The organism is Siphonobacter sp. SORGH_AS_0500, assembly GCF_031453245.1.
Taxonomy (GTDB): domain Bacteria; phylum Bacteroidota; class Bacteroidia; order Cytophagales; family Spirosomataceae; genus Siphonobacter.
Genome location: NZ_JAVIYT010000001.1, coordinates 4,635,810 through 4,659,800, shown reverse-complemented (window position 1 = coordinate 4,659,800; position 23,991 = coordinate 4,635,810). Strand labels below are relative to the sequence as shown.

The window sequence follows — 23,991 nt, the reverse complement described above, 5'->3', positions numbered from 1 at the left end:
ATCCACCACTCATAGACTGTTTTTTTATGGCTAATTTAAAAAGTGGGTAAATAAATCTACGTTTTCTACAGTTGTGGAATTTTGAATTATTTAGAAATAAGGCCCTTGTACTTCAGCAAGTTACTGAGTAATTAACAGCTATTAACAGCGTTTTTGTAGAGAAAAGCATCTAAGGCTAAGCTTTTTATCGTAGGTAAAACCGTAATCAATCTTTAGTACAGCCATGAAACGCCTGTTTGTAAAAGGAATGTGGATGCTCACGTTAGTTTCCATGCTTAGTTCAACGTTTATCTCGTGTAATAAAAATGCTCAGGGACAGAAAAAGTCCAAATTGAATAAGACCCAGAAAGGTGCTGGTATCGGTGCCGGAGCGGGAGCCATCATTGGTGGAGCCATTGGAAGTGCTTCAAAAAATACAGCCATTGGGGCCATTTTAGGAGCTACCGTAGGTGGAGCAGCTGGGGCAATTATTGGTCGTAAGATGGATAAGCAGGCCAAGCAGATTGAGAAGGATATGGGCGAGGCGGCCAAAGTAGAACGGGTGGGCGAAGGGATTCGTGTAACCATGGATGGCCAGTTACTTTTTGCCTATAACTCAACCGAGCTGACTCCTCAAACGCAGGAGAACCTAGCGAAGCTAGCAGAAACGCTTCAGAAAAATCCAGATACGAATCTATTGATTGAAGGACACGCTGACAACCGGGGTACGGCTGAGTATAACCAGGATTTATCCGAACGTCGGGCTGCTTCAGTTTCAAGTTATCTGCGTTCGCAGGGGGTATCCGCTTCCCGGATGACGATTAAGGGATATGGCTTTTCGCAGCCCATCGCAAGCAATGATACGGAGGAAGGCCGTCGTTTAAATCGACGCGTAGAAATTGCAATCTCAGCTAATGAGAAAATGCAAAAAGAAGCTCAAAACGGTAACTAATAAACAACCTTAAAGCAGGAGAATCTGCATTTCCCTGCTTTTTTTCAACCAATTCCCATGAAACAACTTACGCTCATCATCGCCTTTACGCTCACCACCTTGGGAGCGTTTGCTCAGGAAACCACAGCCCGGACGGGTATTCGTGGCGGCTTTTCAGCCAGCAACCTGCGACTCAAAGAATTCACGGATCGTAACCCTCGTTACGGTTTCCATGCCAGTTTGTTTACGCAGATCCCCGTCGTAACTGACTTTTTCTACATTCAGCCTGAAATCGGGTATACGAATAAAGGAACCCGTGCTGAGTTCAATATTGCTGGCTTTGAGGGTAGCAATACTTTTAAATTAAACTACGTAGAGGTGCCCGTTCTGGCTACTTTCAAAATTGGTAACTTTGTTGATTTACATGCCGGTCCTTATGTGGCTTACCTGTTAAAGGCGGCTGGAGAAAACACGAGCAATTTGGGTAGTGCTACCACTACACTTAACACGGATGCTTTCAAGCGTTTTGATTACGGGGTAGGAGCAGGTTTAACCCTTTACTTTGGTAACTTTCTCATCAGCACCCGTTATAACGTTGGTCTTCAGAAAGTGGCAGATTCTTTCGTAGCTCAGCAGGTGATGGGTAATGCTAAAAACACTTCAGCTCAATTATCGGTAGGAGTTACTTTCTAGAGTTTTGAGTTAATGGATTTCGAGTTGTTAAGGAAATGACTCTTAACTTTCTCTATAAACTAAAGCGGCACGAATTTTGAATTCGTGCCGCTTTAGTTTATAGAGAAGCATTTAAATGGCCAGATGCTCGGGACTTATACTTAAAATTTCTTCTATGTATTCCCTTGAATTAGATAATCGGGGTACTTTATGCTGACCACCCAGTTTTCCTTTGTGTTTCATCCATTCGTAAAACGTCCCCGGAGGTACCATGTGGACGATGGGTCGAATTAAAGCGATGTTGAAACTTCGCTTGGCATCATAATCCGAATTAATCTTACGAAGCGTGTCGTCTAATACTTCTACGAAAGTATCTGGATTATCAGGCGGCGTAGAGAATTCAATGACCCACTCGTGTCCCCCGCGTTTGACCTGCTGGTTTTCGTTGCTACCCATGTAAATGGGAGCAGCAGTATAATCAGAAATCGTAGCTCCGGTCATTTCACAGGCGGTAGTCAGGGCTGTTTCCGCATTCTCTATGATTACTTCCTCCCCAAAAGCATTAATAAAATGTTTGGTTCGACCTGATATCTTAATGCGATAGGGGTTTTTAGAAGTAAAGCGAACGGTATCGCCAATGAGATAACGCCAAAGTCCTGAATTAGTGGAAATAACAACGGCATAATTGCGGTTAAGCTCTACTTCGCCCAGCGTTAAGGCTTTGGGGTGATCCTTGTGAAGCTCTTCCAAAGGAACAAATTCGTAGAAAATACCGTAATCGAGCATTAACAGTAGCTCATCAATGTGACTCAGGTCATCCTGAAGGCCAAAAAAGCCTTCGGAAGCGTTATAGGTCTCTAAATAATGAACGTGATCGCTTTTAAAAATTTCCCGACGGAATAAATCCCGGTACGGATGAAAGGCGACGGCTCCGTGAATGAATACTTCAAAGTTGGGCCAAACGTCAAGAATATTTTTCTTACCCGTCAGTTCAAGCACCTTCTGAATTAATACCAAAGTCCAGGTAGGAACGCCCAGAGCACTCGTTACATTCACCTGAGAAGCTTCTAAGGCCATGGCTTCAATCTTCTCCTCCCAACGATCCATCAGGGCCGTTTTCAACGTCGGGGTACGGATAAACTGAGCCCAACTCGGCAGGTTTTTCATGACGACTGCCGAAATATCGCCCGTTAAGGTGCGGTCATTGAGCTGGTTTTGGGATAAACTACCCCCAACGGATAAGCCCTTACCTTCAAAAACGCGGGTGTCGGGTTTGTTATCAATCCAGAGGGCCATCATGTCTTTTCCCGCCCGGAAATGGCCTTCATCCAGCGATTCACGCGAAACGGGGATGAATTTGCTACGGGCATTAGTCGTACCCGAAGACTTCGAGAAAAAGCGGACGGGCGAGGGCCACAGCACACGGTCTTCTCCCTTCATCACCCGTTCGATGTAGGGAAAAAGGTCTTCATAACTCGAAATGGGTACTTGCTGCTGGAAATCGGCAATGCTGCGGATGTTTCGGTAACCATATTCTTTACCCCAGAGCGTGGATCGTCCCGAGGCAATCAGTCGACGAAACTGACGTTCCTGGACGGGCCAGGGATCCCGGCGAAATGCTTCAATCCGAGCCATTCTTCGCTTGAGAATCCAGACGAGGGAATCATTAAAAACGGGTAGCATAGGCATGCTGAAGATTTACTGGATTAACTGAACAGCTTGGCAGTAGGTTCTCCGCTGAGCGATAGCCAAATCTATAACTTTTTCGCTCGATTCGGAAAATCGGTAATAAATCCGTCAATGCCCATTTTTCTTAAACGAAGCATCTTTTGAGGTGAATTGACGGTCCAGGGAATGATTTTTACCCCTTTTTGCTTCGCTTTTTTAATTTTTCGCTTCGATACAAATCGGTAAAAAGGGCTAAAAATATCGGGCCTGAATCCCAATTTTTTTTCCGTACATGCCAGACTTTGGTGATGAACCAGAGCAGATAATGCATTGGCATCGAAGCTTCGGATGAGTTGCTGACTTTTCCAGTACTTTAAAATAGCCAGGTCAAAACTTTGAATACTATACCGATCAGGCGAAAGCAAGGGCTTCAATACGTGATAAACTAAAGAGCAGAATTCTTCAGGGTAAGGCTGAAAAAGTCCGTATTGACTCGAAGCTGACTTAATCTCGATGCTGTAGCGGGGCGGGGGAAGCTGGTGCTCCCGGGCGTAGACATCACAGGTCGTTATAACCTCAGCAAGTAAAGGTTTTACCGCCGCCAGACTTGCTTGCTCGGGAAAGGCTGGATTTTGCCGTTTACCTACGTCGTAACGTTGAATGATGGCATAATCCAGCGTGTACATTTTTAAGGAAGATGCTTCAGCTTTAGTAACCTCTGTTCCATCGGGTTTAGTAGTGAAAGCGGCGTTCATGTAGTTGTCGTGCGAGACAACGACCTGTTTGTCTTTAGAAATCACCACATCCAGCTCCAGCGTAGAAACGCCCAGCTCCAGAGCTTTCAGAAAGGCCGGAATAGTATTCTCAGGCATTATCCCCCGGCAGCCTCGATGACCCTGAATGTCGAGCGTTTGGGCTGATAATAGGGGATTGGTGAAGAAGAGGAGAATACAGTAGAGGTAACGCATGGGAAGATATACTTTCCTAATCAATTCATGAGTTGCCAATAGCTTGACAATGCAGAAGTTAAAAGAGAATAAGTACTAATTCAATTGATTAAAAAATTTAAGTAACAGAACACTGTACAGCCCAATCATGACAAGAGGGATACTTATTCCTAGGATCTTATATATCTGAAAAGCTTTAAAGCTTAAAGCTGAAATGACTATTAAATACAAAGGATAAGCAACAATGATGATACAATCTCTAAGCCAATCGTCAGTTGGATTGTCTGCAAAAAGAAAAAGAAATAAAGTAACTAGAGGCCAAGCTAATGATGGTAAGAGAACAATCCCATTTAAAGCTTTAAACCAAAAAGGAAAGCTTTGAAGGTAAAATGGTGATAGATGCTTTTTCATTAGGGACAATGTACATTATTCCTAAATGAAAAACGAGGTATTGAATTATAAACTTCGTTTAGACGATTGTTAGTTAGTAGAGGATTATAAAAGAATGTAAACCAGAATATGAAATACAAGTTTTCATGATGAATGTTGTTTATTATCAACAAAATTGGCTTTAATGCCGATAATAAACAACACATAATAATTCTTAGTGTCTTCTCTCTTCTTAATTATTGAGTCCTAGCAAAGGTTTACCAATAGCAAAGCATATCGCCTCAAATCCGCTTCACCCTTCACCTCCCTCTGCGAATAGATTTTTTAGGAGTTTTAGAAAATAGTATCTTTGAAACTCCCTTATTACCAAGGACCAACCCTCAAACCGGGTGATGAAAGCATTATGGCACAGAAAGAAAAAATACAGAAGCACGTCGAAATCAAAAATCGTCGGGCTTCTTTTGAATATCAGTTTTTAGAAACTTTTACCGCCGGACTGGTGCTGACGGGTACGGAGATTAAATCCCTTCGTCAGGGAAAAGCGAACTTGACGGATGCCTATTGTCTGATTCTCAACGAAGAACTCTTTGTTCGGAATATGAACATTTCCAAGTACGAAGAAGGTACCCATTATAACCACGAACCCCTGCGGGATCGGAAGTTACTGCTGCAAAAGCGGGAAATTCGCAAGCTGGAAGATAAACTCAAAGACCAGGGACTTACCATCGTTCCTACGCGTCTGTTTATTTCGGATCGGGGTTTTGCCAAGATCAATATCGCTTTGGCGAAGGGTAAAAAGCTGCACGATAAACGTCAGGATATCAAAGAAAAAGACGTCAAACGCGACATGGCCCGGGGTGAATAAACCCTGATTTTGTAAAGGGAAGGCTTACTCTAAAGGCTTTCCCTAAAGAAACCCTTACCTTTGTTCTTGTAAATCCATCCTTGTTTTCTGTGCCGTCCGACGAGATAAAATCCCAGTACGAGCTGGTTATTGGCCTGGAAGTCCATGCCCAGCTACTTACCGAAAGTAAAATTTTTGCATCCGATGCCAATCAGTTTGGCTCACTGCCTAACCGCAATATCTCAGTAATTACGCTGGGTCATCCCGGCACGCTGCCCAAACTTAATCAGAAGGCCGTTGATCTGGCGATCCGCTTTGGATTGGCAACGAATTCGACGATTTCCCGGCGGACGGTATTTGATCGTAAAAATTACTTTTATCCTGATCTTCCTAAAGGCTATCAGATTTCGCAGGATAAAGCTCCCATTTGCTGGGGCGGAGAAATCTGGATTAAACTGAAAGATGGCTCGGAAAAGGCCATCGAAATGCACCATACGCATTTGGAAGAAGACGCGGGTAAGTCCATTCACGACGAGCACTCTTCAGATACCCAGCTTGATTATAACCGGGCGGGAACACCTCTGATTGAAATCGTTTCGGATCCTTCCATGCGATCTGCTGAAGAGGCCGCCGCTTACGTTACGGAAATTCGGAAGCTGGTTCGTTACCTGGACATTTGCGATGGGAATATGGAGGAAGGAAGCCTTCGCTGTGACGTGAACGTTTCGGTGCGTAAATACGGCGAGCCGTTGGGAACGAAGGTGGAAATTAAAAACATGAACTCGGTTCGTTTCCTGCAAAAAGCGATTGAGTACGAATATGATCGTCAGGTAGAGATGGTCGAGGCGGGCGAGACCATTATTCAGGAAACCCGGATGTTCGATCCCGAAACGGGTCGGACTTACGGCATGCGGGTGAAGGAAACCATGAACGATTACCGTTATTTCCCCGAGCCGGATTTGGTACCTATTTTAATTACCGATGAGAAACTCGACGAGGTCCGCCGGCAAATGCCTACGCTGCCCCGGCAACTCGTGAAAACCTATACGCAGGATTTCGGCATTCAGGAAGCTGATGCGTTAAGTATTACCGAATCCAAAGAGTTAGTAGCTTATTTCGAAGCCGTGGTGGCCGAAAAAGTTAGTCCGAAAGTGGCCGCTAACTGGCTTATGGGACCCGTTCGCAGTTGGATGAACGAAAGCAAACAGGATATTGACGGCTTTACCTTAACTCCGGCTACACTAGCGGCTTTAATTCGTTTGGTAGAAGAAAATAAGGTTAGTAACTCGGCAGCGGCTCAAAAGCTGTTTCCGGCTCTTCTAGAAAAGCCCGAAGCTGAGCCATTGGCTTTAGCGGAAGAGTTACAACTCATCCAGCAGGGCAATAGCGAGGTACTTCAGGCGTTGATTGATGAGGTACTGAAGAGTCTTCCTGATAAGGTCAAAGAATATAAAAAGGGCAAAAAAGGTCTTTTGGGTTTATTCGTAGGCGAAGTCATGAAGAAATCCAAAGGTCAGGCCGATCCCAAAGTCACGAACCAACTCGTGATCCAATCCCTAGATGCTATTACTGTATGAAAATCGTTGTATCCCTGATTCTATGGCTTACCGGAGTGGTCGCTCTGGCTCAAAGCAATACTTCTTATACCATTCGCGGACGGGTTAATAATCCCAATGCGAATGAGAAGGCGTATTTACAGCTCATGAATGATCGGGGATTACCCGTTTCCATTGATTCTTCGCTGATTACTGCCAATGGCTTTGAAATGAAAGGTCAGGTTACCAATGGGGGCAGTTTTTACCGACTTTTAATGGGAGGTATTCCTCCCGTGATATTACTGCTGGAAGGCGGTGAAACCCTGGAAGTGGAAGCGGATACCAGACCCGGTAGCAAAGCGAAGGTAACGGGTTCCAAGAATATGGAGTATTACGCTCAGTTGAATAGCCTGAACGAAAATTTCAAAGCAAAAGTCGAGAAGTTGAATTTGTCTTACGAGCAGGCGACTCAGAAAAAAGACAAGGCCGCACAGCAGAAAATCCAGCAGCAGTTTGAGCAGGGACAAACCGAAATTGTTACTCAGGTAAAAAATCTGATTCCCCAAATGGGTTCTTCGCTGGCTACGCTTTATGCTACTAATTTTCTGAATCAGGAGCAGGACTTTGAAATATTTGAGCAGTTAGCCGATCGCTTTGAAAAAGAAAAGCCCAACGTTCGTATTTACCAAGCCTTTGTAGCGACCGTTCGACGGGTGCAGAGTAAAAAAAATGGGCTAGCCATCGGTTCTCCCGCCCCGGAGATTAACCTGCCTACGCCGGATAATAAAATCGTTTCATTGTCTTCTCTGAAAGGAAAATACGTCCTGATTGATTTCTGGGCGGGCTGGTGTGGTCCTTGCCGGAAAGAAAATCCTAACGTAGTTCGTCTGTATAATCAGTATAAAGACAAAGGCTTTGAAGTCTACGGGGTCTCGCTGGATTCGGACCGTAAGCAATGGCTGGATGCTATCAAGAAAGATGGCCTAACCTGGACGCAGGTATCCGATTTGAAATATTTTGATTCGGCGGCGGCAATGGCTTATGGCATTCAATACATTCCTTTTACGGTTTTAGTGGACCCCAAAGGTAACATCGTAGCCAAAGAACTCAGAGGCGAGGCACTCGAGGCCAAGCTCAAAGAATTACTGCCTTAAGGCTCTTATTTACCTTTGCTTATCTACCTTATACATCATGAAGCTCGCCATTATTGGATGCGGTAATATGGGAATGGCCTTTGCCAAATCCTTTATTCAGTACGATCTGGTTAAAAAAGAAGATCTGTTTCTCATTGAAAAATCAGCCGAACGCGGCGAAGCTCTCCGCAAGGATAAAACAGGGGTGGTGGTAGATACCATCGGCCCGAGAATCAGTGAAGTAGATTTAATTATTCTGGCCGTTAAGCCCCAGGATTTTGCAACGGTTCACGCCGAATTAAAACCCGTGATTCGTTACAATCAGGTTGTTTTGAGCATCATGGCAGGGGTTTCCATTCAAAAAATTCAAACCGTTCTTGATCATCCTTTAGTAGTAAGAGCCATGCCTAATACGCCCGCCATGCTGGGCATGGGTATGACGGCTTTTGCGGCGGCAAAGGAAGTAGATATTCAGAATTTACGCCGGGTAGAAAACCTGATTAATGCTACGGGCCGTTGCGTGTTTTTAGAAGATGAAAGCCTGTTGGATGCGGTAACGGCGGTGAGCGGCTCGGGACCCGCTTACTTTTTCTATCTGGTGAAAGCCATGGTGGAAGCGGGCAAGCAAATGGGCTTTTCCGAAAGTTTGTCTTCACAACTCGTCAAGCAAACCATGCTCGGTTCGTATCACCTGATTCAGACGTCCGATAAAAGCCTGGACGAATTAATTAAAGCCGTAGCCTCCAAAGGCGGTACGACTGAAGCCGCTTTAAAAACTTTCGAAGAGAATAATCTGGCTGAATCGCTGATCGCGGGGTTGCACTCGGCTCAGAAGCGTTCGACGGAGTTATCGAAATAGCGAATAAATGCCAAGATCAATCAGTAGCTGCTCTTTTAGGGCAGCTATTTTTATGGTCTCTATTAAAAAAAGTTAAAGGGTAGCACTAAAAAGAAAAGAGGCATTAAAATCGTGTATTCTTGCCTACCGGGCTTTGTAAAGCCTTTTCAGAAACCTACGTAGACCGAATTATGAAAACGAAAGTAACCGTCCTCTTGGGCATCTGCATCATAAGTATACTGATGGGGTGTGCCTCTACGAAGTCCAGTAAGTTTAGTTCCATGAGCGTGCCAATGGGCATGGATAAAAAGGACGTACTGGCCAAGTTTGGCTCACCTTATAAGTCAGGATATTTTAAAGATACAAATCAGATTTTTCGAGAAGATTGGTATTACAAAGAGAGTTTCTATATACATGGCTGGGTTGACGTGGTTAATATCATCCACTTTGAAAATGGAAAAGTAGTCAGCCTTGAGCCCTTACCCGAACAACGGCCTTATCTGGTGGGCGGGGATCGGGAGATAGGGACAACGTCCGCTGAGAAGAAGCCTTGATATAGGAAGCGTATTACATAACTCTATTGACTATTAAAGGAGCATTTTAGCTCATCTTTATGGAATTAATGAACAATTATTCCTGCAATTTTGGAATTTATTTCCAAAATTGCAGGAATAATTGTTCATTCTATGCCTTTTGATCGAATTATCGCTAATCGCGTTACAGAACGCTTAACCAATTTACCATCTGTAGCACTCGTTGGTCCTAGACAAGTAGGAAAGACGACGTTAGCCAAGAGGTTAGTTAAGCAAATTGATAAGGATAGCATTTATTTGGATTTAGAATCACAGGAGGATTTTAACAAACTAAGCAATCCTGAGCTATATCTTACTGAAAGACAAGATAAACTTGTCGTCATTGACGAAGTCCAGCGAATGCCGGAATTATTTCCGATACTTCGTTCCGTAATTGACCGAAATCGAGAAAACACTAGATTTTTATTGTTAGGATCAGCTTCCCCTGAATTGCTGGCTAAAAGTTCAGAAACGTTAGCGGGGCGTATTTCCTATATAGAAATTCATCCTCTCCTCTTTCCTGAAGTACAGCAGGAAATTTCATTTCGGGAATTATGGCTAAAGGGAGGATTTCCTGATATGCTATTAGCGGCGAGTGACGAGGTAAGTTTCCTTAATCGGCTAGATTTCATTCAGACCTATATTGAGCGAGAGCTACCATTGTTAGGACTCTCAGCTTCGCCCGTTTTGCTTAGAAATTTACTACGAATGATCGCTCACGTACATGGGAATATTTTAAATTACTCGGATATTTCCCGGTCATTGGGAATTGATGTAAACACCCTCAAGAGATATCTGGATTACTTCGAACATTCCTTCTTGATACGACGATTACAGCCTTACTACGCTAATATCTCAAAGAGGCTAGTTAAGTCACCGAAAATTTTCATTTGTGATTCAGGACTTTTGCATGCAGTTACTGGCATTGAGACAGAAGAAGACCTAGAGGGGTTTGCGAGGAAAGGAAATTCGTGGGAAGGCTTTGTTCTTCAGCAGGTAATCTCGCAGTTGAAACCCTCAGTCGAGCCTTATTTCTATCGTACTCAGGATGGTTCGGAGCTTGATTTAGTCTTAGTGAAAGGAATGACTCCAGTAGTAGGGATTGAAGTGAAATATACGAATACCCCCAAATTAATGAAGGGTAATACCGTAGCTGCTCAGGATTTAGGGAATATCCCAATTTATGTAATAACTCCTTCGATAGGAGAAGATTACGAATTAAACCAACAAACAAAAGTGACCAGTTTTGAACGCATCTTTACTCATCTAAAGCAGGCCAAGCTTATCTGAAATTTAGGAATCCAACGTTAAAAAAAACGCACTTCTACGCGAACCGTACTGCTAACGCTTTTCCCTTTCCTACGAGCCGGCTTCCATTCCGGCCCTTCTTTAACCAGACGAATGGCTTCTTCATCACAGCCATAGCCTAGGCCTTTCCTGACTTTGATAGTGCCTATGCGGCCATCATCTTTAATTTGAACAGATAGGATTACCGTACCGGAAATGCCTTTTTCTTTGGCTAACTCCGGCTTGCGAAGGTTTTCTTGCAAATAGGTTTTGTAAGCCTCTGAGCCCATCACTGGTTCGGCTTCTGTTTTCCGCTTTGTTTTTCCGTATCCAACTACTACCACTTCGCTTAAAGCCTCATTATCGGCTTGAAGCGTAATGACCGAAGGAAAAGGAGCCTGAAGGGTCTGATTTTTATAACCGATCAACGCTAGGACTATTTCTGGCCCTAAAGTATTGGGTATGAACGCCCGGCCCATGCTGTCGGTAACTACGCCTTTTCTACCGTCTTTATCCTGAATCATTACCCCCGGAATGGGATTTTTTCCCTCATCAACGATAGTAATAAGATTTTTTTGGTTTTCCGTATCTACTTTTCGGGCTAAGGGAGTATCCGTTCTAGCGGCGATGTTAACCCCGGCAGCCTTACCTTGTAACGCAAGTGAAATGATATCAGGAGTTTGTATATTCTTCGTAAAACCAGAATCAGGTAATTGAAAACTCCGGGCGGCTAGTGCTGGCATTTTTGCTAAGGTCTGCGAGTCAGTAGGTGGAGCAGCCCGCATGGCCATTACCTGAGGCTTTTCATCTTCTGCCAATGCATCAGCAGAAACTAACGGCTTTTTTGGTAGAGCTTCCACCCGAGGAGCTTCAGCCAGGCTAATTTCTGGCTGACTTGCTTCAGGAGTAAGGAGCGAATCAGTGGATTGGGTTTGTGGGCTGGCCGCCGGAGCCGTGACCTGACTGATTTCAGGAGTGGAATCCAGTTGCAGCCACAGCACATAACCCGTCAATAACAAACCTATGAAACTGGCCGCTAAAGCCCATTTCTTCCAGCCTAGTTGCAGGATTGGCGTGGGGCTGATGCGGTTATCTAACTGATCGTACAGGGCTTTTAAGTCCGGCTTTTTTTCCGCCATTGCCTCGAAACCTTCCAGTGCATCCGCAATGAAAGGATCCTCCAGAGCCGCCCGCTCGACGGCGTGCTGCTCCTGAGCATTTGCTTCGCCCGCTATGTAGCGGCGAAGTAAATCCGGGGTGATATCAATGGGGCTTTTAGCCATAGTTTTTCTTACGCCAAACGCTCGTTTATACGTTCGATGCAGAGCTTTAAATTTCTTCTTCCGTTCTGAATAAAACTTTTGACCTGATTAAAATCATAACCCGTTTCATCGACGATCTGCTTGTAACTTTTTTCCTGCAAAAAAAATAAACTCACCGTGCGGTGTTGATCGGGGTTAAGCTTACCCATGCATTCTTCCAGAGCCTGCACCTCAAGTGGCTCGTCAGATTCTTCGATGATTAGATGCTCGGGAGCCTCGGATTCCATACGCTCAGGATCAAAAAAATCCTGGACTTTTGTTTTCTGGCTTCTCAGCCGCATCAGACAGTAGTTTTTCACTACGCTATGTAGCCAGCTTTTCCAGTTACTAATTTCATGCTGCTGGGCTTTGGCAATGACCTCCTCAAAAACCTGCATCACGGCATCCTTCGCTTCGTCTTCGTCCTTCAGATACTTGTAGCAAACTGCGTAAAGCATTTCCATGTGCGGCTGATAAAGTTTTCCCAGTAATTGCAAATCACCGCTCTGTCGGTACTGGCTAAGCAGTTCCGATTCGTCGGGAGTGGATTCTGATTTGCGAAATACTTTTAGAAACACTGAATCAAAAACGTTGATGGATTATCCTGCGAATAAAGGTGAGCGTATTGGCTTTTACAAAAAATGAAAAAAATGAACCTGCTCTTATGGAATTTATAAAGTGGCTGCATCCATGAGCTGAACACAAACTCTGGACAGCCATGCGATACCTTTTTCTTTTGTTGTTACTTCCCTTTATAAGCCACGCCGAGATAGAACCCAAAGGGCTCGATTCCAGACTTGAAAAGGTAACGGTGTTTTTAAATGGTGCCCAGATCAGCCGTAAAGCTCAGACGGCTATTCTGGCGGGCAAGTCCGTCTTTTATTTCAGAAATCTGTCGCCTAAACTTGATAAGGAAAGTATTCAGTTGAAAGCCGAAGGAGATTTTACCGTTTTGTCCGTTCAAACCGAAAAGTCTTACTATGAACTAGGGGCTAGTCGGCTGGCTAAAAACAGGGAATACGAAAAGAAAAAAGACGAGATAGAGGCCAAACAGCAGGTTGATCAAAAGCTCTTGGACGTTTATCGACACGAAGAAGAACTGTTGTTGAAAAATCAGACCCTTGGGGGAAAGGAACAATCGCTCAAGGCGAGTGAAGTAAAAGAAGCCGCCGATTTTCAGCGGCAACGATTAACCGAAGTGTATACCAAACAACTGGAAATTGATCGCAGAATAAAGGCTTATGCCGAAGAAATCAAAGAGTTGAACCGCCAGCAAACTATTCAGTTAGCCAATGCGGATCAACAGGTAACCGAAGTTTGGGTAACGATTAATGCGGCCCGGCCCGTGGCAACAACTCCTTTGACCCTAAGCTATTTTGTGAGTGACGCGGGTTGGATTCCCAGTTATGATTTACGGGCGAATGATCTTTCCAAGCCTTTAAAGTTAGGATACAAAGCTCAGGTTTTTCAGTTTTCGGGAGAAGACTGGGATCAGGTGAAGCTGAGTCTCTCTACGGCAGACCCGCGACGGAAAAATGTGCAACCCGAACTTCGGCCCTGGTATGCAGGTCGGACGAACACCTATAAAGAATTTGAAAAAGAAGCCCTCGCTCTGTATAATCCATCCGTTCGGCAGGTTTCTGGTAAGGTAAGCGATGAAGAGGGTAACGGAATAGCAGGGGCAACGGTTATGCTGGTTGGTACTTCGTTAGGGACCATTACGGATGTTAATGGGATGTACCGTTTAAGTATTCCGCCGAAGCTCTCTCAGGAGAATAGACAGATCAGTTACTCCATAATTGGAACCGTAACCGCGTATCGACCCATTGAAAATGAAATAACAAATGTGTCGCTAGTTTCGGATACAAAGGCTTTGCAAGAAGTAGTGGTTGTTGGTTATGGCAATGCAAGAAGAGAAGAGGGTTCGATGGCTCTTGCTTTAAGGGGAAAAGGTATGGCAGTGCCGCTGGAAGTCCAGGAAAAGCAAGCTCCTACCAGCTTTACCTATCAAATTGAAATGCCTTATAGTATTCTCAGTGATGGAAAATCCTACGCTGTAGAGATCAAGGAAGAAGAAGTGCCGGCTCGTTATATCTATACAGCCGTTCCGAAGTTAAGCTCCGACGTAATGCTAACGGCTGAGATTGCAGACTGGAGTAATTATCAGTTGCAGGAGGGTGAAATAAATCTTTTCTTAGAAGGAACCTTCGTAGGTAAAACGCAACTCACTCTGCCGCAATCTTCGGATACCCTGAAACTGAATTTAGGCCGGGATGCTTCTGTTCAGGTTAGTCGAAAGGCGGTGAAGGAATTTAGCAAAACTTCTTTTTGGGGAAATAACCGCATACAGGATTTCGCTTATGTAATCAATCTGCGTAATGCTCGTAAGCAGTCCATTAACCTGATGGTGTACGATCAGTTCCCTTTGTCGAACGTGAAAAACATAGAAATTCTTAATAAAAAAGCTTCCCAAGCCGAGGTCAATGAAGAAACAGGACTTATCATCTGGAATGTACAGATAGCAGCGGGTAAAGCGGAAGCTCTGCGATTCGAATACCGGATTCAATCGCCAAAGGAAACTCTTCTAGCTGAGCGTTAAACTTAAAATCAAAGAGCGAAACCCGAGTATCAAACCACTAAAAGCTCCACGAGGATGGAGCTTTTAGTGGTTTGATATAGATGTTTGGTTAAGGGAAAAAGTTCCAGGAGAGCGGGGATTAGAGACTTTTGACCTGAGTGACGTAGGCACCGAAGACACCTAACCCGTTTTTGATATTGCTATACACCGGCATAGCCTCGGCAAAGGGATTGTCTCCCACTTCACGTTGCCGCTTGATGGTCCGATAGAATTCGTAATAATTTTTATCGACGTGATAAACAAACGAGTAACGAGGAGCCGTGCTGGTGATTTTGGTATCGGTAGCACTGCTGGCATGACCTACTAAAAAGTTTAGTGTCTGAGTAGAATAGGTGGCACCTGCGGCCTGATTCTCGTTTAAGAATGCTACCACTTCGGCGTTTTTGAGTTTGATGCAGGTTGAATCACCCGAAGCGGCCTTGACTTTGTAGGCAGAACCTTCGCCGCTCCCCACCAAGTAATACTGCGTAGCCTTGGTTTGGGTATTGGTCCAGGACAAACTTCTTTTACGGTATACTTTATACGTCGAAGTCTGATCCCGCTCGTAGGTTAGTTCACTATCCTTAGCTGAGAGGGCACTCGGAACCCGGGGAATGGTGCAGGTAGCCTCAGTAGCGGGCAAACCGGGGGCGGTTACTTTCAGTGTGTAGGTGCGTCCGGCCACGAGTGCAAAGCGGCTGGCGGCAATTGTATAGGTATTGTTTTTAGCGTTGGTGAGTTGTACTTCCCGGTTACCATCAGAAAGGAAAACAGTGGCGTTGAGAATAGGATTAACCTGACCACGGTCGCCGCTGCCGGGTCCGTCGATGGGACGGTTTTCGTTGACAATGGCAGTAATGTCGGTATCGGTGGGATTCAAATAGCACTCCACCACGAGCTTGGGATCATTTTCAATGATAATGTCATCGGATTCTTTGACGCAGGAAGTCAGTGAGAAAACGATCATAAAGAGAGCAGAGATAATGGGTAGGGATTTCATAATCAAGGGCATGAGAAATGGAGCAGAGTTAAAAACAGGCACTAGAAATTCTGTCTGACTTCGGAGTAGAAGTCGGAAAGGGGTTATGTTTGAATAATTACTGGCGGAGTTAAAAAGGGCAATTCAAACCTTACGTCAGAGAGTAGCAGGACCCTCGGTCGTAAAAGAGATGTTTTAAGTAGCGGTGTTGTTTGACTTTACAAAGATGGTAAATGATGATAAATTGATATAAGTTAGTTCGACCAATTGTAAGAAAAGGGGGGTATTTGGTGAAAGAGGGGTAATTATCGAAAGATAAGAGCTTGAAATAGCCCCCAAATGGTTCTAAATGCACTTTTTTCGGAAAAAGACAAGTAGTTGATTAAAAGTAGTTGATGGGAAAATCTGATGAATTCATCAGATTAAATGATGATGGAAACGCTTGCGTATACTTATATTTTATCTTATATATGAGTATAAATATGTATTAATTGCTTTTGTTAGTGATGAGTGCTAAAACTTAAGATAGAGTTACCAGGAGATAAAGGAAAGATTTGACCTGAATGCAAAAAAAAGGAGAGGAATATCCTCTCCTTTTTAAGTAATCTGCTCTATTATTATGAATCTGCTTTTACTAAAATTTGAAGTTATACGATACGCTGGGCAGGATAGGGAATAAGGTTACCTGCTTGAGCGTGTTGGTGGTGTTCTTCGTTCCGGTTGTCGTGCTGCTTTGCGAAGCATCGAAATAGTAGAAGAAGGGATTTTGGTGGTTAGTGGCGTTAGATATGCTGATTTCCCAGGTACGCTCGTGCCCTTTTTTCGTTTTATGGAACTGTACCCCTACGTCCAGACGCTGGTAAGCGGCAGCCCGGAAGTTGTTGCGTTGACCATATTCCTGGTATACGCGTCCGGTGTAGTTGCTTTTATCACCCAGGTTTTTCAGGGCACTATTGCCTTGAATCCAGTATTGTCCTTTGGGTAGTGTCATGGCCTGGCCTGTTCCGTAAACGTAAGTAGCTGAGAAGGTTACTTTAGGGCTCAGGTGATAGGTACCTACCAGCGATACATCGTGACGACGGTCATAACGAGCCCAGAATTTTTTACCGAAATTCAGTTCGTCGAACTGTTGTTGAGTCCAGGATAGCGTATAGCCAGCCCAACCCGTAAAACGACCCGCTTTTTTCTGAAGCAAGAGCTCCGTTCCGTAACTCCAGCCTTTTCCGTAAGTGATTTGATCTTCCCAGCTTACTTGGTCAGAACCGTCGTAAGAAAACGAACTCGCTCCTTCCTTGTAAGCAACCATGTTATTCATGCTCTTGTAAAATCCTTCTGCCGTGAAGCTCCATCCTGATTTCATATCTTTAGCGATACCGAAAGCCGTCTGTTGAGAATACTGAGGAGCCGTTTGATCCGAAGAAGGAATCCATAAATCCGTGGGTAGGCCGATACCTGAGTTAGACAGCAGGTGAACGTACTGGTTCATGACGGAGTAGGAAGCTTTTAATGCCCACTGTCGCGGCAGGGTATAAGCAATAGCTAAACGTGGCTCAGGGTTAGTGTATACTTTTGTCTCACTTTTGAAGGCACTCAGGCGAAGACCAGCATTGATTTTCAGAGCAGGAGTGGGGCTGTAAGTATCCTCCAGGTATATCGCACCTTCCACACTACGTAAGGTTTCAATGGCGGGAGCAGGCGAATTAAAATCTTTATTAACCGTTGATGTGCTGGGGTTAAACTGGTGGGCCGTTGCGATCACACCCGCTTTGAAGATGTGCTGACTGCTAGGTACCCAGGTGAAATCCGTTTTCAGGCTCATGTCGCGAATGCCAGTCGCGTTGTTGAGGCGGAAGGTAGTGGCAGCTTCATCAGTAACTACGTCGCGGGACATATGAACATGAGAATGATACTGCGTAAAAATGGCTGAAGTCGTTGCCGTAAGACCGGGGCTGAAGCGGTGTTTCCAGCGAAGCGTTCCGACGGTGTTACCCCAGTTAAGGTTACCGCTTTCGTTGCTGATCTGACCAGCCGTAGTGTAAACGAAGCGATCTTTACCCGTATAGGCACTTACCGAAATGTAATCGTTAGGTGTAACGTCGAAGCTTGCTTTTACATTGAAATCGTAGAAATATCCATTGCGGTCAGCGATGTTTTTCACGAAAGGGCGAAGAACCACGTCTGCATACGTACGACGAGCCGAGACCAGGAAGGATGATTTGCCTTTTTGGATGGGGCCGTCGAGAGTGAAACGGCTGGAGATCAAACCAATACCGCCTTCGCCGTGCCATTTTTCCTGATTACCGTCTTTCATTTCCATTTCAACTACCGATGAGAGACGACCACCGAAGTGAGCTCCAAAACCGCCTTTGGTTAAGTTAACCGACTGGATGGCATCCCCATTGAAAAGAGAAAAGAAGCCAAACAGGTGAGAAGTATTATAGACCGGAGCGTCGTCGAGGAGAATCAGGTTTTGATCAGGACCGCCGCCGCGAACGTACATACCCGTTGAACCATCCGTGCCTTTCTGAACTCCAGGCATAAGTTGAAGCGACTTGAGCACATCTTTCTCACCCAGCAGGGAAGGAATTTCTTTGATTTGCTGGATGGGCACAGAAAGCGTAGACATCTGTACGGACTCCGACACTTTGGATGAGCCATTACCCGTGCGACTCTTAACAACTACTTCCTGAAGCGTAGAACTTTGGGCCTCTAAAGAAACATTAATGGTAGTGTTGGTATTGACATCGGTGGCCATGCTTTCGGTTTTGTAACCAATGAAGGAGAAAGCAATTTGAACGAAAGGCCGGGCTGGTAATTCGATGGAGTAGTAACCCTGAGCGTTTGTGGTGGCTCCCAGACCTAAGCTAGGCAGTGAAACACTTACGCCGACCAGAGCGGTACCCGACTGGGCTTCCCGAACATAACCACTGAGGGTACGAACGTTACGGCGTTGGTTTTGGGCTACTTGCTGAGCAAAAACCAGAGAGCTGCTCAAAATGAGCATCAGCGTAATCAGGTGGCGTGCGGCAGATTGGAGCGGTTTCATGTAAAGTAAGAGCGATACTATTTTTTTAGAGCAGTTATTGTCTTTTGACTTTACAAAGATGAAGGACGAAAAGGGGGCAGAGGGGCCGAATTCGACTAAGGGAAGGAGCTACGGGGTAATCAGTAAAACTAGGTGGATAAACAAAAGTCAATAAGTAGAAAGGGGGAGACGAATGGCAGGAAATACCCTTTTTTTGGGAAAAGCAGAACGGGCAGATTAAATAAGTGCGTGTAGAATGGGGTAAACGGGAAAGAAAAACAGGTTTGATCGCTCTTTATTCATTCTTCAGGGAGGGAGGACTAGCCAATTTGGCGAATAATGACCGCTAATTTTTTTTTCATAAAAAAAATTAGCGGTCATAGGGGGAAAGGTAATGTGGGCTGTCTTCAGCTAGTAAACCATATATCACCTTAACCGACGGTTCAGCTTTACGGGTCATTGCCAGGTAGAGAGGCTGTTAGCTCTATGTCAACAAAAGTCAAATTTGTCAACAGTGATCGCTCTACCTTTTTTGTTACAGCCCGTCAGCGGGTAGATGCCTATTTCAAAGAGAATAACCTCAGCACACACGCCAACGGGGCCATGTGGTTCAAAGCTTTATTCTTTCTAGGCGGTTACGTAGCTCTCTACACGCTAATTATTTCCAATCAGTTTTCTACTTCAGCAATGCTGGGTATGGTAGTTTTGTTGGGAATGTTTGCTGCCTTTATTGGCTTTAATGTATCCCACGATGCCTTGCACGGAGCTTTTTCTTCAAAAGCCTGGGTTAATCGTTTATTAGGGAATAGCTTTTATTTACTGGGAGCGAATCCGTATGTCTGGAAGGTAACCCATAACATTGTTCACCATACGTACACCAATATCCCGGGTCACGATGAAGACATTGAAATTGCCCCAGGGTTGGTTCGCCTCGATGCCGATGAGCCGCTACGCTCCTGGCACAAGTATCAGCATTTCTATACCATTCCGCTTTATTCACTGGCTTCGCTTTCCTGGGTTTTCCGAAAGGACTACGTGAAGTTTTTCAAGAAAAACATCGGTTCGTCTCACGATAACTCTCAGCACCCCCGCTCGGAGTATTACAAACTCTTTATTTCCAAAGCAGTGTATTACCTGCTTTTCCTAGTTATTCCTTATCTGGTGCTGGATTTGGCTTGGTATGAAATCGCTCTGGGCTTTTTAATCATGCATATTGCCGAAGGGTTGGTGTTAGGTCTGGTTTTTCAACTGGCTCACGTCGTGGAAGGAACTGATTTTCCCGTGCCTGACCAAAAGGGGAATGTACTTAATGCCTGGGCCGTGCATCAGATGTATACCACAGCTAATTTCTCTCCCCGAAGCGGACTGGCTGCTTTTCTTTGTGGCGGGTTAAATCGTCAGATTGAACACCATTTGTTTCCCAAGGTGTGCCATATTCATTATCCTGCTGTCTCGGCCATTGTGAAGCAGACCGCCCTTGAACACGGCTTACCTTACCTGGAAAATGAAACGTTTGCAGGAGCTCTGGCTTCTCACTACCAGGTCCTGAAGAAAATGGGAACGACTGAAGTAAAGGTTAATGTAGCCAAGGAAGAGTTCGCTTTTTAAGTTGATTGGATGTTTACACAAAGCCCTTGGTAATCGCCGAGGGCTTTTTTGGTAGGTGCAAATTATTGATAATCAAAAGGTTTATTAGGTATTGTCAGGAATTATTCGTAACTTCAAAAAAATCCAGTCAGACAGAACAAAAGCCTATGAAGCCATCCCCCCTTGAGATACAGCGAACGATTACATTGATTGCCCGCAAACTTGCCACACCTGCCATTCAGTTAGAACGGAATTATTCCCAAAAAGAAGGATTTGAGGAAGCCTACCGCATTCTGGAAGAAAATTGCACCAGCTATAACCTCATTAAAGTATTGGAAACCCGCCATGCCCGGGCCATTGCTATCTTGGCTGTTGATTACATGAATGGCTCCTGTGAGCAGAGTAAGCTAGTGAATCTTCAATAAAGGGCTCTTCATCTTTCGCCCGGAATTAATGCCCTAACCAGTAAGTAAATGACCTGAACCGAGCCACTCTACCGAGCTCGGGCAGGCACGTATTTTTTAATATCCATCACTCCTTAGATAATACTAAGATTAACGATATATTTTCATGAAACCCACGAAATATCAGATTAATAAAACGATTGCAGAAGTAGTTAATAAACTCGAACGCCTGGGAGAAAATCCAGTTGACAATTTTCCAGAGAAAGAAGGTCTTCAGGAAGTTCAGGCTATTTTAAAAGAAGGTCGTACGCGTTATTCATCCATTAGTAAATTAAAAACCCGGCAAGCCCGGGCTATGGCCCTTCTGGCCGTTGATTACGTAAATGGAGGCTGTTCGGCTCATAGCTTAATGAGCTTTAAGTAATACTAGTACCAATGAAAAGGGCCGTCAGGATTTCTCCCGACGGCCCTTTTCATTTTAAAAACACCTTAGATATTCTTCTTTTTCAATTCTTTAACTGCAAAATCAACCGCACGAGCCGTGAAGGCCATGTACGTGAGTGAGGGGTTCTGGCAACCTGCTGAAGCCATGAACGAACCATCAGTTACGAATACGTTTTTAGCATCCCACACCTGATTGTGTCCATTCAATACGCTCGTTTTAGGATCTTTACCCATGCGGGCCGTACCCATTTCGTGAATCGCCATACCCAGGTAAGAACCGTTATCGAACGTGCGAATGTTTTTCACGCCTGCTGCTTCCAGCATTTCAGCGGCATCGTTCATCATGTCCTTACGCATTTTGTGCTCGTTTTCGCGTAAATCCGCATCAAACACAACCGTAGGCAGACCCCACTTATCTTTCTTGCTACGATCCAGGAACATCCGGTTTTCGTAAGCGGGTAAAGTTTCACCAAAACCACCCAGGTTCATCGACCACGGACCGGGCTTGGCTGCTTTTTCTTTCAGCTCGGCTCCAAAGCCCATTTCTGCCACTAGGCCATTCCAGCCCTGACGGCTACCGCCACCTTGATAACCGAATCCACGCAGGTAATCACGTTTGTCGTTACCAATATTGCGGTAACGAGGAATATAAATTCCGTTAGCCCGGCGACCGAAGTAATATTTATCTTCCATTCCCTCAACAATACCACTGGCACCCGTGCGGAAGTGGTGATCCATCAGGTTATGACCTAACTGACCCGAATCGTTGCCAAATCCATTAGGGAAACGATCTGAAATCGAGTTGAGTAATAGGGCTGTTGAGCCAATGGCTCCACCGCAAACGAATACGACTTTCGAGAAGTATTCCATCACGGCATTCGTTTCTGAATCAATAATGCGAACGCCTTTCGCTTTTTTCGTCTGAGGATCATAAATGATTTCAGAAGCGATGCTATTAGGACGAATCGTCAAACGACCCGTAGCCTGAGCGGCTGGAATCGTAGCTGAAGGGCTGCTGAAGTAACCGCCGTAGGGGCAACCCAGCGAGCAAAGGTTACGGTATTGACAGGGGCCACGGCCTACTTTCTGCTGAGCAGGACCCGCCTGAGTTAAGTTAGCTACCCGGCCAATCGTCATTTTACGATTGGGGAATTTAGCTTCAATACCCTGCTTCACTGCCGTTTCAGCACAGTTCATCTGCATAGGAGGCAGGAACTCGCCATCGGGAAGTTGAGACAGGCCATCTTTACTACCCGATACACCAACGAATTTCTCAACGTAGCTATACCAGGGAGCAATTTCAGCATATCGAACGGGCCAGTCCGTACCAATGCCTTCTTTGGCGTTGGCTTCAAAATCTAAATCTGAAAGACGGTAACTCTGACGGCCCCACATGATGGATTTACCACCCACAATGTTTGGACGGTACCAGTCAAAGCGTTTGAGCTCTTCGTAAGGAGCATCTTTATCGTTAAACCAGTAATTTTTATTGGCTTCACCGTAGGGGTAATCCCGGCTCAGGAAGGGGTGAGAGGCCCGCTCTTCGTTTGTAATCCGGCCCCGGTGAGTAAGTTCCCAGGGTTTTTTCAGAGCGTTTTCATAATCCGTTACGTGTTCGAATTTATGTCCTCGTTCCAGTACCAGCGTTTTAAGGCCTTTTTCGGTTAATTCTTTGGCAGCCCAGCCACCCGAAATACCCGAACCTATAACGATGGCATCATATGTATTTTGCTCGTTTGCTCGAAGAATGTTCATTGGATTAGTAGTTCTGTTGCTAAACTTCAGGGGCTCAGCATAAGTAATAGGGTAACAAGAGGGAGGTAAAACAACCTAGGTTGCCCAGGTTTTCTGACCGGGCTTCAAAGGAATACATCCTTCGTAACGACCGGGTACATATTCGTAACTCAGGGCCTGGGTAGCTCCGATTTCGGAAGTGAAATACCCAAACATGCTGAGTTCTTTAATCGTAAACCAAAAAGGAACTTCTTTGACTCCGGCTTTGCGATCTGCAAAGGCGTTGGCTTCTTCCAGTTTCAAAATATTCGTCTTTTCCTGAATAGAAGCATCCTTGAAAGCCTTTCCGTAAACGGCTTTGGTTTCGCGGTCTACTCGGGCCAGCCCCTGCTGCAAACGATCCTGATATTCTTTGGGGTAGCAATCAGAAACGAGAACATTCAGGAATGGACCTACGCCAGCAGCTTTAGCTCCCGGAGAATCGGCTGTGGTCGGTAGGATCACATCGGCAATTTCAGCAATGAGGTCTTCGGTAGGCTGATCAAAGATCAGTTTAGAGGCAGTTGTAGGCAATGCCCGGCGGCCTTCAACGATGTCGGCCAGGGCTGGAGTCACCAGCAGACCACCCATCATAACCCCTACCATTTGTAGTGCTTCTCGGCGTTTCATGCAAAAAAGTAACGTGTTAAGTAAAAAATGTTAGGCAATTCAGGGAACCATAAGTGGACTGAATAAGCAGGGAAAGGTACTAAATAAACATGGATAGACAAAAAGATATCGCTGAAATGTCCTATTTATAAGATTAACTTTTACATGAAAGAAGGAAGAGAAAAAAGGAACGATCAGCAGGATGTCAGAGAAGAATGATTCAAGTACCTATGCCTGGTTTAAGTACTTAAGCTATTATCAAACATTTATTACTATTGGTAGAATGAGTTGAATTACGTGCCTGTAAGCTATGAAGGGTTTTGTAGACTCCAGATTGTAATAACCTTAGCTTATAAAAGTACGGATATTTAGATTAGGTAATTATATAGGTATTAAATGGAATAAAAAGTTATGTGTATTTTTTTTCAATTACATCTCTGGTTTTTTGAGGGACAA

21 protein-coding genes are annotated in these 23,991 nt (G+C 44.8%); 12 read left to right on the top strand and 9 right to left on the bottom strand.

Going from position 1 to position 23,991, the window contains the following annotated elements:
* Positions 1 to 223 precede the first annotated feature (223 nt).
* Both QE357_RS19540 and QE357_RS19535 read left to right on the top strand, forming a co-directional pair.
* Positions 224 to 931, top strand: a complete 708-nt coding sequence (locus tag QE357_RS19540; protein ID WP_106636958.1) for an OmpA family protein — start codon at positions 224 to 226, stop codon at positions 929 to 931.
* A 57-nt stretch (positions 932 to 988) separates the two neighbouring features.
* Positions 989 to 1,603 (top strand): porin family protein, encoded by a 615-nt coding sequence (locus QE357_RS19535; RefSeq protein ID WP_307141476.1) that lies wholly within the window; start codon positions 989 to 991, stop codon positions 1,601 to 1,603.
* Positions 1,604 to 1,714: 111 nt separating this feature from the next.
* Here QE357_RS19535 and QE357_RS19530 read toward each other — a convergent pair whose 3' ends face one another.
* The 3 genes from QE357_RS19530 to QE357_RS19520 form a co-directional block, all read right to left on the bottom strand.
* On the bottom strand, positions 1,715 to 3,265 hold the full coding sequence (locus QE357_RS19530; RefSeq protein ID WP_106636956.1) for a GH3 auxin-responsive promoter family protein: 1,551 nt from the start codon (positions 3,263 to 3,265) through the stop codon (positions 1,715 to 1,717).
* Between the two features lie 71 nt (positions 3,266 to 3,336).
* Positions 3,337 to 4,218, bottom strand: a complete 882-nt coding sequence (locus QE357_RS19525) for a glycerophosphodiester phosphodiesterase family protein (protein ID WP_309711008.1) — start codon at positions 4,216 to 4,218, stop codon at positions 3,337 to 3,339.
* A gap of 75 nt (positions 4,219 to 4,293) precedes the next feature.
* Positions 4,294 to 4,608 (bottom strand): hypothetical protein, encoded by a 315-nt coding sequence (locus QE357_RS19520; protein WP_307141474.1) that lies wholly within the window; start codon positions 4,606 to 4,608, stop codon positions 4,294 to 4,296.
* A 382-nt stretch (positions 4,609 to 4,990) separates the two neighbouring features.
* Between QE357_RS19520 and smpB the strand changes: the two genes are divergently transcribed.
* The 6 genes from smpB (at position 4,991) to QE357_RS19490 (ending at position 10,799) form a co-directional block, all read left to right on the top strand.
* On the top strand, positions 4,991 to 5,452 hold the full coding sequence (gene smpB, locus QE357_RS19515; RefSeq protein ID WP_309711004.1) for an SsrA-binding protein SmpB: 462 nt from the start codon (positions 4,991 to 4,993) through the stop codon (positions 5,450 to 5,452).
* Positions 5,453 to 5,541: 89 nt separating this feature from the next.
* Positions 5,542 to 7,008, top strand: a complete 1,467-nt coding sequence (gatB, locus tag QE357_RS19510) for an Asp-tRNA(Asn)/Glu-tRNA(Gln) amidotransferase subunit GatB (RefSeq protein WP_309711427.1) — start codon at positions 5,542 to 5,544, stop codon at positions 7,006 to 7,008.
* Entirely contained in the window at positions 7,005 to 8,120 is a 1,116-nt protein-coding gene (locus tag QE357_RS19505; protein WP_309711001.1) for a TlpA disulfide reductase family protein, read from the top strand. The genes gatB and QE357_RS19505 overlap by 4 nt, the downstream gene beginning before the upstream one ends.
* A gap of 37 nt (positions 8,121 to 8,157) precedes the next feature.
* On the top strand, positions 8,158 to 8,958 hold the full coding sequence (gene proC / locus QE357_RS19500) for a pyrroline-5-carboxylate reductase (protein ID WP_309710998.1): 801 nt from the start codon (positions 8,158 to 8,160) through the stop codon (positions 8,956 to 8,958).
* Positions 8,959 to 9,128: 170 nt separating this feature from the next.
* Positions 9,129 to 9,491, top strand: a complete 363-nt coding sequence (locus tag QE357_RS19495) for a hypothetical protein (RefSeq protein ID WP_309710995.1) — start codon at positions 9,129 to 9,131, stop codon at positions 9,489 to 9,491.
* A gap of 90 nt (positions 9,492 to 9,581) precedes the next feature.
* Complete coding sequence (locus QE357_RS19490; protein ID WP_309710993.1) at positions 9,582 to 10,799, top strand: ATP-binding protein; 1,218 nt, start codon at positions 9,582 to 9,584, stop codon at positions 10,797 to 10,799.
* A gap of 17 nt (positions 10,800 to 10,816) precedes the next feature.
* Here the strand turns inward: QE357_RS19490 and QE357_RS19485 are convergent, their stop codons facing one another.
* Together QE357_RS19485 and QE357_RS19480 are read right to left on the bottom strand one after the other, a co-directional pair.
* The gene (locus QE357_RS19485; protein WP_309710990.1) at positions 10,817 to 12,079 is read right to left on the bottom strand and encodes a TonB family protein; all 1,263 of its coding nucleotides are present in this window, start codon (positions 12,077 to 12,079) and stop codon (positions 10,817 to 10,819) included.
* A gap of 8 nt (positions 12,080 to 12,087) precedes the next feature.
* Positions 12,088 to 12,675, bottom strand: a complete 588-nt coding sequence (locus QE357_RS19480) for a sigma-70 family RNA polymerase sigma factor (RefSeq protein WP_309710987.1) — start codon at positions 12,673 to 12,675, stop codon at positions 12,088 to 12,090.
* Positions 12,676 to 12,815: 140 nt separating this feature from the next.
* On the opposite strand from QE357_RS19480, the gene QE357_RS19475 reads away from it, so the two are divergent.
* The gene (locus QE357_RS19475; protein WP_309710984.1) at positions 12,816 to 14,696 is read left to right on the top strand and encodes a mucoidy inhibitor MuiA family protein; all 1,881 of its coding nucleotides are present in this window, start codon (positions 12,816 to 12,818) and stop codon (positions 14,694 to 14,696) included.
* Positions 14,697 to 14,814: 118 nt separating this feature from the next.
* Here QE357_RS19475 and QE357_RS19470 read toward each other — a convergent pair whose 3' ends face one another.
* Complete coding sequence (locus QE357_RS19470; RefSeq protein WP_307141464.1) at positions 14,815 to 15,714, bottom strand: DUF4249 domain-containing protein; 900 nt, start codon at positions 15,712 to 15,714, stop codon at positions 14,815 to 14,817.
* 613 nt (positions 15,715 to 16,327) lie between these two features.
* The gene (locus tag QE357_RS19465) at positions 16,328 to 18,739 is read right to left on the bottom strand and encodes a TonB-dependent receptor (protein WP_309710981.1); all 2,412 of its coding nucleotides are present in this window, start codon (positions 18,737 to 18,739) and stop codon (positions 16,328 to 16,330) included.
* 465 nt (positions 18,740 to 19,204) lie between these two features.
* Here QE357_RS19465 and QE357_RS19460 point away from each other — a divergent pair, with 465 nt between their 5' ends.
* From QE357_RS19460 to QE357_RS19450, 3 genes are all read left to right on the top strand, one after another.
* On the top strand, positions 19,205 to 20,326 hold the full coding sequence (locus QE357_RS19460) for an acyl-CoA desaturase (RefSeq protein WP_309710978.1): 1,122 nt from the start codon (positions 19,205 to 19,207) through the stop codon (positions 20,324 to 20,326).
* A 146-nt stretch (positions 20,327 to 20,472) separates the two neighbouring features.
* Positions 20,473 to 20,730, top strand: a complete 258-nt coding sequence (locus QE357_RS19455) for a hypothetical protein (protein ID WP_106636942.1) — start codon at positions 20,473 to 20,475, stop codon at positions 20,728 to 20,730.
* Between the two features lie 145 nt (positions 20,731 to 20,875).
* Positions 20,876 to 21,133 carry a hypothetical protein gene (locus QE357_RS19450; protein WP_106636941.1) on the top strand — a complete coding sequence of 86 codons (258 nt, stop codon included), beginning with the start codon at positions 20,876 to 20,878 and terminating at the stop codon, positions 21,131 to 21,133.
* Between the two features lie 65 nt (positions 21,134 to 21,198).
* Here QE357_RS19450 and QE357_RS19445 read toward each other — a convergent pair whose 3' ends face one another.
* Positions 21,199 to 22,908, bottom strand: coding sequence for a GMC oxidoreductase (locus QE357_RS19445; RefSeq protein ID WP_307141461.1), 1,710 nt, complete (start codon positions 22,906 to 22,908; stop codon positions 21,199 to 21,201).
* Between the two features lie 75 nt (positions 22,909 to 22,983).
* The gene (locus QE357_RS19440; RefSeq protein ID WP_106636939.1) at positions 22,984 to 23,556 is read right to left on the bottom strand and encodes a gluconate 2-dehydrogenase subunit 3 family protein; all 573 of its coding nucleotides are present in this window, start codon (positions 23,554 to 23,556) and stop codon (positions 22,984 to 22,986) included.
* Positions 23,557 to 23,991: the final 435 nt, after the last annotated feature.